The 8,472-nt window shown below is 70.0% G+C and carries 7 protein-coding genes; 1 reads left to right on the top strand and 6 read right to left on the bottom strand.

Annotated elements, in window-relative coordinates:
• Positions 1–351: 351 nt before the first annotated feature.
• From E1264_RS16265 to E1264_RS16240, 6 genes are all read right to left on the bottom strand, one after another.
• Complete coding sequence (locus tag E1264_RS16265; RefSeq protein ID WP_132174266.1) at positions 352–1,053, bottom strand: vWA domain-containing protein; 702 nt, start codon at positions 1,051–1,053, stop codon at positions 352–354.
• Positions 1,054–1,072: 19 nt separating this feature from the next.
• Positions 1,073–2,089, bottom strand: a complete 1,017-nt coding sequence (locus E1264_RS16260; protein ID WP_132174264.1) for a lipopolysaccharide kinase InaA family protein — start codon at positions 2,087–2,089, stop codon at positions 1,073–1,075.
• Positions 2,086–3,159, bottom strand: coding sequence for a hypothetical protein (locus E1264_RS16255; RefSeq protein ID WP_207935955.1), 1,074 nt, complete (start codon positions 3,157–3,159; stop codon positions 2,086–2,088). The genes E1264_RS16260 and E1264_RS16255 overlap by 4 nt, the downstream gene beginning before the upstream one ends.
• Positions 3,156–4,262 (bottom strand): hypothetical protein, encoded by a 1,107-nt coding sequence (locus tag E1264_RS16250; protein WP_132174262.1) that lies wholly within the window; start codon positions 4,260–4,262, stop codon positions 3,156–3,158. Before E1264_RS16250 ends, E1264_RS16255 begins: the two co-directional genes overlap by 4 nt.
• A 7-nt stretch (positions 4,263–4,269) precedes the next feature.
• A complete protein-coding gene (locus tag E1264_RS16245) occupies positions 4,270–6,429 on the bottom strand; it encodes a hypothetical protein (protein WP_132174260.1) in 2,160 nt (719 codons plus the stop codon).
• Positions 6,430–6,596: 167 nt separating this feature from the next.
• Complete coding sequence (locus E1264_RS16240; RefSeq protein ID WP_165964206.1) at positions 6,597–7,814, bottom strand: bacterial transcriptional activator domain-containing protein; 1,218 nt, start codon at positions 7,812–7,814, stop codon at positions 6,597–6,599.
• A 353-nt stretch (positions 7,815–8,167) separates the two neighbouring features.
• Between E1264_RS16240 and E1264_RS16235 the strand changes: the two genes are divergently transcribed.
• Positions 8,168–8,401 carry a DUF397 domain-containing protein gene (locus E1264_RS16235; RefSeq protein ID WP_132174256.1) on the top strand — a complete coding sequence of 78 codons (234 nt, stop codon included), beginning with the start codon at positions 8,168–8,170 and terminating at the stop codon, positions 8,399–8,401.
• Positions 8,402–8,472 lie beyond the last annotated feature (71 nt).

The following is an 8,472-nucleotide window of genomic DNA, read 5'->3' as shown; positions in this document are numbered from 1 at the left end:
GTCCTGGCGCGGCGGCGCAGGGATCAGCGTGGTCTCGTCCGTGGCCATCGCATATTCGGTGTCGCACACCATGCAGGCGGCCGTCTCGGCGACGTTCCAGACGTCGCAGCGCAGGCACCGCCAGTTGGCCTCCGGTGGTGGTTCGGGTGAAGGCTCAGCGGTGGTCATGCGCATCGACCTCCTCGGACTGGTGTTCGGCGATCGGATCATGGAGGCGTGTCTGCAGCACGTCCACGAGTGCCTCGGTGTCCGGGCCCGGACGGAAACTTATCCAGTCCGCCGTGTCAGGCGCGGGATCGTAGCCGGACCCCGACGCCGGCGCGTTCCGGCCTCGTCTGCGGCGGCGCCCGATCACAGGCTGTTCACTATCGTGTTGATGATCTCGTCCATCTCGAACTCCTCCAGCCCCTCGCCGGCCGTGGACGGGAACAGCAGGGTCTGGTTCCACTCCTCCACGAGGTCGGACCAAGGCGCGATGTCGGGCGCGAAGAGCACCAGACGCTTGGCCGAGTTCTCCATCAACGCCGTCGTGCTGCTGGCGTAGCCCCAGTGTTCGAAGAGTTCGTCCATGCTCGCAGGGATGTCCGCCGGGTAGGAGTGGGCGGCCCGCGACCGCGGGTCGCCCAGCGGGTGCGCGGGTGCGTCGGTGAACATGACGATGATGTGCCGGCGCCGGTCCAAGCCGCGTTCCCACGGGGAGGCGATGGCCAGCGCGAGCGCCTCCAGGCCGGACTCGGGAAGATCACCGCCGCCCCGGGCGTACAACCCGCGGACGAACATGTCGAACTCGGCCGCCTGCTCGGGGAATGTCAGAAACGCCGTCTGCTCGATCGCGCTGTCGGCGTGGTCACCGAAGTCACGAAAGGCGATCACTCGCAGCCTCAGCCGACTGATCGCCTTGCCCTTCTCCGCCATGACGTCGCTCAGCCGATGGTGGAACGACATGGCGCTCTTCTTCACGGTCTCCAGTACCGGCCACATGCTGTCGGTCACGTCGATGCACAGCACGATGTCGACCGCGTACTGCAGGTTGCCTTGGCCATCGCGGGCCATGGAACCTCCTTGTCGAGTCTCAGTCGGTGGATCCGGGGGTCTGTGTGTGCGGGGGGCGCCGGGTGCTCGGGGTCCCGGCGTCCGATGCTCCGAGGCCACGGCGGATCCGTGACGAGCCCGTCCGGGCGGTGGCCGCGCTTCTGTCCAGAGCGCACATGGCGGGGTCCTGAAACGCATCGAAGAGCGCCTCCGCCGTCGGGCGCCGCTCCGGTTCGGCGGCCGTCATGGCCTCGATCAGGTCGCGCGTCCCTGGCGCCAGCCGCATGTCGGCGCGCAGCGGAACGCCCGCGTCCACGGCCTCGGCAGGCGAGTCGTGGTCGTCGGTGTCGTAGGCGGGGAGGGAGCCGGTGAGGTACAGATGTGTGAGCAACCCCATGGAGAAGATGTCCGCGGACGTGGTCAGGTCCGCGGGGCCCGTGCCGGCGTCCCCGCGTAGGTAGCGCACCCATTCGGGCGCCCCGTACCGCGAGTCACCGGCGATCAGATCCGGCGGGGGAGGGTCGCCGGACAGGTAGGCGTCGTCGAAGTCGATGACCTTGGCCGTGTGGAACGCGTTCAGAGCCCTTTGGTGGATCAGCACGTTCGTGGGCTTCAGGTCGCCGTGCACGACGTCGAGGCGGTGCAACAGCCGCAGATTCAGGGCGAGGGTCCGCAGGAGGACACGGCGGTTGCGGGCGTCGAGGGCGTGCGGTTCGATCATGGACGCCGTGTCGATGCGCTCGGTCACTTTGTAGTAGGTGGCGCGCTCGTGGAAGAAGTCCGTGGCCAGCACCAAGTTGCCCGCGCCCGCCATGTCGGGGCGGAGCCGATCCATGATCGTGCGGTGTCGATTCTCGAACAGCGCACACTCGCGCAACCGTGCGCGCCTGCTTGCCTCGCTTCCGCGCCCTTCCCGCGGAAGCTTGGGTTCGAGGAATCGCTTGATGAAGTACTCGTGGCCGTCGCGCTCCGCGAAGGCCCACATGCACTTGCCGCCGCCGTCGTTCGTCGGCTCGGTGACGATCCGATAGCCGTGGAGTACCTCGCCCGCCTTCATGTCGTCCTCCCATGCGCTGGGGGCATGCGTCGCTCATAGCCGGTCCGGTATTGCGACCAGGTGCGGCGCCGCCACTCGGAGAAGCCGGGTGCGTCATGGTGGACGCTGCCCTCCCAATACGCGCGTGTGACGACATCCGTGCGGTGAGCGAACGTGCTCTGCAGGTGCTCGAGGTTGCGGTAGCCGAGGGCCACGATGGTCAGCGAGGCGTCATCGGCGGTGTACGCGGTCACTCGCGCGCAGAGCAGATCGGCCCAATCGGCGACGTCCCGAGCGTCCCGAAGGGTGCGAAGAAGGTGGCACTCGAAGTGCGCGGGCGTGTCCACATAGCCGAAGAAGCCATCGGTGGCGCACACCAGTACACAGGGGAGATCGAACTCCGTGTCCGTGTGGTCTATTCGGAAGTCTCGGTCGGCGCAGATCATGTTGGTCATCGGCGGGTCCTGGAGGAGCTGGTCGAGCGCATCGGTCTCGACCGTGTGGTCCCGGGTGAGCGCCTGCAGGCCCGTCCCGTGCGCCAGTGCGTAGGCGCGCGAGTCCCCTGCCCAGAAGGTGCGGCACGCCAGCCGCCGCCTGCGGCGCCGGTAGCGGACCGCCGCCATAGTGGTCGGAAGCTCCCGCCGGATGCTGCCGACGAGCCGGGTGGAACGGGCCGAGCGCATCGGGATCAGAGCCCCGGCCACGTGCTTCTCCAGCTCGGTCGCCTCACCCGCTGCTCCGCCGTACGTCCTGTCGTCGTGTCCGCTCCGGTTGTGCGATGTCACATCGTCCGCCACGGTGGCGTGGAACCAGGACTCCGCGGCGGCGCGGGCGAGCCGAGCACCCGTCCATGCGCCGGTACGGCGGCGTCCCGACGGGAACTCGACGGCGGCGGCCCCGGCCCCGCCGGCACCGTCGAAGACGGCGGCGATCCCACCACCGGTCGGGACATGGTGGACCAGCAGCGGCTCGGCGTCCTCGCCGCGCCCCGGACGCCGCTCTGTCCAGACACCGAGCGACAGTAACGAGCGTTCCTGGTGGTACCAGATCGCCCGGCCGGAGTCGGCTTCGGTGGTGGCCGCGATCCTCACCGGTTCTCACCTCGGCCGTTCCGCGATCCGGCGTCCGACCCCGGGACGTGCGATCGCCGTATGCCCCGCACGCGACTCGTTCGTGACCCGGCGGTGTCGTGCGGAGCGGAACCGGGCGGATCGCCGACGGGTGATTCCGGGAACGGGTCGGCGCCATCGGATGCATAGCCGTACTGGGGCGGTGGCGCGTCGTCATCGTTGTAAGGCACGGACGCCGGCGGCAGATCCTGGGGCGGAACGTCGCGTGCGCGCCTGGGGCGTGTCCCGCCGAAGGCGACGTTCGGGCCGCCGATGATGCGGTTCACCACCTCCCGCTCGGCCTCGATGTGGTCGAACGGTTCACGGTCTACTCCGGTTCGGCTGAATAGCTTGCTCAGCGTGTCCAACAGCTCCCTGCGTTCGTCGGCCTCCGCCCGATTGATCCAGTCCAGCACCGCCCGCGGCCCGTCCCGCTCCATGATCTCTGCCAGCAATCCCTCGACCCCGTGCCGGTTCATCCACTCCAGATGCTCGTCGCGGCGCATCCCCTCCAGCCGGTTTCTCCTTCGGACGTCGCGGTAGTCCCGGGCCGCCTTGACGATCTCGTCGTCGTCGAGCAGCAGCTCCACCGTGGAGCCGCGCAGCCGGAGCGCCGAGTCGCCGGGGAACGAGGCGAGCCTCTGATTGAGCGTCTCCTCGGCCTCGTGGAAGGCGGAGATGTCGAATCGCCTGGCCACCGGCCGCAGCATGTGCCTGATCGGGTCGTACAACGTGGCGCCGACATCGCGGATCCCGCGCTCCACGACCACTGCGGGCTCCCCCACCCGGCAGCCGACCACGACGCGACCACGGAAGACGAAGCCCGGATCGCGGCTGACCAGCGGCATCTCGAAGGCAAGCCGGTGCTCGGCCAGGTCGACCAGGACGCTGTACTGGTGCACGCCGTACCTGGCATCGGGGACGGGTTCGCCATGTCGGATGGTCGTCGCGTGGCCCTCGTGCGGTACCAGCACCAGGGCGGTTCCCGGCGCCGGGGCGCGTAGCGGGTTGAACACCCGGATCAGGGGAATCGGCCGCTGCTCCAGGACGGGGTCATAGGTGGTGTAGTTCCTTCGCGGGTCCATACGCGTGTCACCTCCGGAGATCGAGGGCCTGGTGCACTGCGGCGGCGGAACGCGACGGCCGCTCCCGGTCCGCCGCCCATGTGCCGAGGTACCAGTCGAGTCGTTGCCGGTGCCTGCCGCCACGGGCGACGACCCCGGCCAGTACCGTCCGGATCGCGTCCAGCGCGACCGGATCGCGGTCGGCGTGGAGGTCCAGGAAGTCGCGCAGCGTCTCCAACGCATGCTCTTGGGCGGGTTTGCGGGCCAGTGCGCGGGCCCACAGCTCCTCCATCTGCCGCCGGTGCCGCCCGGCGTCGGCGACGAGCAGCGGGCGATCGGCCCTTCTGTCGGGCACGCGCGTCCACGGGACGGGTGAGGACGCGAGGAAGACGAAGACGGTCAGCGCCTGCGCCACGAAAACGGATCCGTCCTGCGGCCGGGACCATTCGAGCAGGGCGCCGAGCACTTCGGTCTCGCGGCCCAGCACGACCAGTTGCAGCATGCTTCGGCTGACCGCGACGAGGCCGCCCCACTCCTCGTCGTCCAGCACCTGGCCGAGCAGGTCCAGCGCGCGTTCCGGCCGTTCCACACCGAGCGGGCCGCCCACGGCACCGGCGGCGGTCCGTCTCAGCCGGTTCTGGAACGGCCCGCCCCGTTCCGCCGCCCAGGACTCCAGCAACCGCCAGACGTCCTCCGCCAACCCGGGAGCACCCCCGACCAGACCCAGCGCGGAAGCGGCGGACTCGCGCGCCGTCCAGGATTCCCCGCCCGCCCACGAACGCAGGAAACGGTGCAGGGCGTGGTCGAGGTCGCGACGCGCGATCAGCGAGGCGGTCACCGCGGCGCGGGCCCGCACCTCGATGTCGCGGTGGTCGGCCAACCGGCGCAGCCAGCGCAGGAACACCGACCGATAGCCGTCCAGCCGAAGCCAGGCGTATTCCAGTACCGCGTCCTGGAGATGCTCGTCGGCGAACCGGACGCGAGACGGCGCTCCGAGCCGGGCGACGCCTTCGCCGGAGTCGTCGGACATGACCTTGATCCAGGTGTGGTCGGTGCCGAGCCGTTCATGGAAACGCAGGTCCTGAGGGTCGGGAGCCTCGGGAGCGAGCATCTGGTACAGGTCCACCGCCGCGTCCGAGACCGCGAGGTAACCTGCCCCCTCCAGGGTGGCCACGGCCAGCGCGAAGCAGACGGTCTCAGGCGTCCGGTGCCGTCCGAACCACGCGTGCACCGGTGCCGCCGGGTTGCCCAGCCTGCGCACGGCGTCGGCCAGGCCCTCGGTCCCGCCCGTGGCGAGAGCGGCGGCGAGTTGGACCGCCGTGCGCGGCTCCGAGCGCCGGGCGAGAAGATCCAAGGCGCCCGTCGCGGCCAGGGTGCGGCGCAGCTCCTCCGTCACTGCCGGCTCAGGATCCGGGCGGAGCACGTGGCGTGCGATGATGTCCACCGGATCCACCTCGCCCAGCGAGGTCAGCACGTGTTGCGAGCCGGCGGCCTCCAGCAGGGCGCCGCGCGGTGGGCCGGTGAGGACGACCAAGAAACTCCCGGCGGCGCGGACGTGCCGTGCGGTGCCGTCGATCCACGCCGCGTCGAGGACGTCCGCCGGAAGGGAGACGCGATCCGTCGCCTGGCGGTCCACGTCGAGGATGTATCCGGCGCGGGGGAACGGGGGCGTCCAGCCGCTGGTGACGACCGCCGTGTCGCCGTTGATCTCATAGATCGCGCCATCGCCGGCGCCGTCCGCGCCGTCGTGGTGCGCGGCATCGGCGAGCACCTCGGACAGCAGATTGATCGCCGCGGCCTCGCGGCCCGTCCCCGCGGCCACCGCCATGACGACCAGGTGATGGTCGCGCAGACCGCGGACCGCCTCGGCGTAGCGGGGCGGCCGGACATAGCGGCCACGATGGGCGAGGACGGTCTCTTCGCCGATCTGGACGACGTCATGTGATCCGGTACGCCTCGGGGTCCTATGGGCCCCAACGCTGAAATCGCCACCGATCTGGACCTCGTCGCCGAACATCGCGACCGATCCGATATGGACGCTCGCACGGTCACGGTCACGGTCCCATGCTTCCCGCAGGAGCGCGGCCAGCCGCCCGATCTCCTGGAGCCCGGCCTCGCCGTCCAGCGTGCGCAGCGCCTTCAGTGCCTCGGCCTTCGGATCCTCGGGCTTGGCCTTGGCATCGTGCACGTCACCCGCGGCGGCGTCCTTGTTCAGGCCCTCCGCGTGTTCGGGGCCTGCGCCAGGGTTCTCGCGAGGGCTCGGTCGTGGCCCACCCGGACGTTCTCCGGCGCCTGCGGCGTTCCGGCGATCGCCATTCCGGTCGCCGCTTTCGGCATCGCCACCCGGGCCGTCGGTCATCGCGTCCGTCCCTTCGGCTCCGCGCTGCCGTTGATGGTGAAATCGCCGCTGACCTGGACGCAATCGTTGAACACGGTGGCCGTGCCGATCGTCGTCGCGCTGATCGCCCTCGTTTCGGTGCCGGCCGGATCGGAGTCGACCGCGGCGAGCCGCCGCACGTCCTCGGCGAACGACGGGTCACGGAGCAGCGCGCTGAAAATGGCCCTCTTGAGCAGGGACACCGCGTTCGCGTCGTCCGGGTCCCGGATCGTCCGGGCCAGCGCCACCTCGGCCGGCGCATCCCCTGCGAAGTGGGCCCGCAGCCGCCCGATGAGGACGGCGCCGTCGGAGTCGTCCCGCCCTTCCGCGGCCTGCGTCCCGGTCGGCGCCTGCCTGCTCGTGTCGACGACGATGTGGGCCGCCGCCTGGGCCAGCTCGCGCAGCGTCTTCGTCTTCTGATCGAGGTCGTCGTGCTCGCCGGTCGCCGGCATGGTCGCTCCCAAGGACGTCGAGGATGGGGACGGCTGAATGAGGTCCGGTTCCTCGTCGAGGATGCGTCGTCGCAGCTCTTCGAGGCTCGGTCTGGGGTCGGCACCCAGCTCGTCCGCCAGGCGTCGTCGCGTCCGGTCGAAGAGTTCGAGTGCGTCTCCTCGGCGCCCGGCCAGGGCATAGGCGCCCATCAGCAGCTCCACGAGTTGCTCGTCGAGCGGGTCGGCGTCCAGAACGAGGCTGAGCGCTGGGATCAGGTGCTGCTCCTGTCCGCTCAACCGGAGCCCGATCTTCGCGTAGCTGATGAACGCGGCCTTGTGCTTGTTCCAAAGCGCCGCGCGCTGGTCTTCGGCCCAGGCTCCGGGGAGCCCCGCCAGTAGCTCGACGTTCCCGGGGCCATAGCTGTCGGCGGGCCACTCCGCGAGGGCGGCGCGGTAGAGCTCCATCGCCCCCGCGTCGTCGCGTCCGGTGAGCTTGACCGCCGCCGCCACGCCGTCGTCGAACCGGTGCACGTCCACCCGGGAACGCGGTACCACCAGCCGGTAGCCGCCGTCGTGCCGTGGAAGTAGCGCGTCCGCGCCTTCGGTGCCGACCTTGAGATGGTGCCGCACCTTCTTCAGGTAGTCGCGCAGCAGGTCGGGCCATGTCGCGGGGGCGTCCGGCCCCCACACGCGGACGGACAACTCCTGAGCGGTGAGCGTTCGCTCCGAGTCCAGTAGCAGCGCGGTGAGCACCAGCCGGTCCATCGGGGGGCCGAGAGGGATGGGACGTCCCTCTACCCGCGCTGCGACGGACCCGAGCACCTGGAATTCCACGGGCGGTGCCGGCCCGTCGGCCGTCCGCGGATCACGGGGGCCTTTTATCACCGACATGTGTCACCCCACGATTCACGTCGCGAACAAAGGTCCGGGGCAGAGGTGACGGGGACGGTCACCGGCGCCGGGCGGCCATGCGGCGATGATTACCCCGACGCTTACCGGGTCTCGTACCGGAAAGCGGTCCAATTCCTTACCCCGTTCCATACCGATGTCATTTTCCATGATTGGAGAAATCGATGCGACGAAGGGGCCGCATCGTGAAGAGAAGGGATGGAAGGACGATGACTGGTGCGCGGAAACTCACGGAGGCGGCGAACTGGTCCAAGAGCTCGCTGAGCGAAGGGGCCGGCGACTGCGTGGAGGCGACGTTGTTGACCGCGGTCGCGCTCCGGGACTCCAAGGACCCCGACGGCCCCTGCCTGGTGTTCACCGTCTCCGAGTGGGATGCCTTCCTGGGGGGTGTCCGGCTCGGTGAGTTCGACGTCCGACGGCTCGCCCAGGTCCTGACGGGCTGATCGGAGGCCCAAGTCGCGGGGAGTGTCGGACCTTGGTGGCTCCGGCCCTCCCCGCGGCTCGCGGGCGGCGT

Origin of the sequence: Actinomadura sp. KC216 (assembly GCF_004348535.1) — a bacterium.
GTDB lineage: Bacteria > Actinomycetota > Actinomycetes > Streptosporangiales > Streptosporangiaceae > Spirillospora.
This window is presented reverse-complemented; position numbering and strand designations above follow the sequence as displayed.

Excerpts from the sequence above, each read along its gene's own strand:
- E1264_RS16265 (WP_132174266.1), bottom strand. The coding sequence starts at position 1,053 with ATGGCCCGCGATGGCCAAGGCAACCTGCAGTACGCGGTCGACATCGTG.
- E1264_RS16260 (WP_132174264.1), bottom strand. The coding sequence starts at position 2,089 with ATGAAGGCGGGCGAGGTACTCCACGGCTATCGGATCGTCACCGAGCCG.
- E1264_RS16250 (WP_132174262.1), bottom strand. The coding sequence starts at position 4,262 with ATGGACCCGCGAAGGAACTACACCACCTATGACCCCGTCCTGGAGCAG.
- E1264_RS16240 (WP_165964206.1), bottom strand. The coding sequence starts at position 7,814 with ATGGACCGGCTGGTGCTCACCGCGCTGCTACTGGACTCGGAGCGAACG.
- E1264_RS16235 (WP_132174256.1), top strand. The coding sequence starts at position 8,168 with ATGACTGGTGCGCGGAAACTCACGGAGGCGGCGAACTGGTCCAAGAGC.